Annotated in this window: 1 protein-coding gene; it reads right to left on the reverse strand. The window is 74.8% G+C overall.

The features are described 5' to 3' along the window. Positions 1 to 178 precede the first annotated feature (178 nt). Positions 179 to 1,003 (reverse strand): HAD family hydrolase, encoded by an 825-nt coding sequence (locus FNQ90_RS23990; RefSeq protein ID WP_143624637.1) that lies wholly within the window; start codon positions 1,001 to 1,003, stop codon positions 179 to 181. Positions 1,004 to 1,179 lie beyond the last annotated feature (176 nt).

A 1,179-nucleotide genomic window follows, 5' to 3' on the forward strand; every position in this document is an offset into this window, starting at 1 on the left:
CCCGGAAGCACATCGGTGATCACCGCGATCCGGGTGCCGGAGGGCACCGGTGGGGCGGCGGGTGGACCCGTCGCCGGTCCCCGTCCCCCGCGAACGCACGCGCGGTTCGCGGTCGACGGCGGACCGTCCGGGGGAGACCCGGGGAGAGGCGCCCGGGAGGGACTCGCCGGGGTGCGGGTCAGGCCCGGCGGCGACGGTTGGCCAGCGCGACGAGGGCGCCGCCCGCGACGGCACCGGCTCCCGCCACGGCGGGCACGCCCACTCGCACCGCCTTGCGACCGGTGCGGTAGTCCCGCAGCAGCCAGCCGTGCTCCCGGGCGTGTGCCCGCAGCCGGCCGTCGGGGTTGATCGCGTGCGGCCGGCCCACCAGGGAGAGCATCGGCAGGTCGTTGGCCGAGTCGCTGTAGGCCGCGCAACGGGTCAGGTCCAGGCCCTCGGCGCCGGCGAGCGCGCGCACGGCGACCGCCTTGGCCGGGCCGTGCAGGGGCTCGCCGACCAGCCGGCCGGTGTAGACGCCGTCGATCGACTCGGTCACCGTGCCCAGGGCGCCGGTGAAACCGAGGCGGCGGGCGATGATCCCGGCCATGTCCACGGGGGCGGCGGTCACCAGCCAGACCCGTTCGCCGGCCTCCAGGTGGGCTCCGGCCAGTGCCCGGGTGCCCGGCCAGATGCGTTTGACGAGGTACTCGTCGTAGATCTCCTCGCCGATCTCCATCAGCTCGGAGACCCGGTGGCCGCGCACGATGGACAGGGCGTTGTCCCGGACGTCGGCCATGTGGCCGGCGTTCTCGGAGCCCACGGTCCGGAACCACAGCTGTTGCCAGGCGAAGCGGGCCAACTCCCGCTTGCGGAAGAACTTCCGCTTGTACAGGCCCCGCCCGAAGTGGAAGAGGGCGGCCCCCTGCATGACGGTGTTGTCCAGGTCGAAGAAGGCCGCGGCCCGCGGGTCGGGGGCGGTCGCGGGTGCGGCGAGCGGCTGTCGGTCCGATGTCGCGGGGGACATGCTTCGAGCATAGACGCCCCATCGCCCGGGGCGGGTTGCGTCGTGATGACCCCCGGGCCACCGGCGGGGGAACCCCGGACGGCGGCCCGCCCCCCGCGCCGGGGCGTGCGAGCCGGGGTTGCGCATTGTTGAAGGGGCGCGGTGTGGTGAATCGGCGGCACAATGTGCCTCATGCC

The sequence above is a fragment of the Streptomyces alkaliphilus genome (genome assembly GCF_014141535.1).
Classification (GTDB): Bacteria; Actinomycetota; Actinomycetes; order Streptomycetales; family Streptomycetaceae; genus Streptomyces; species Streptomyces alkaliphilus.

Bases quoted from the DNA above. Each gene is read 5' to 3' on its own strand.
- FNQ90_RS23990 (WP_143624637.1), bottom strand. From the start codon at position 1,003: ATGTCCCCCGCGACATCGGACCGACAGCCGCTCGCCGCACCCGCGACC.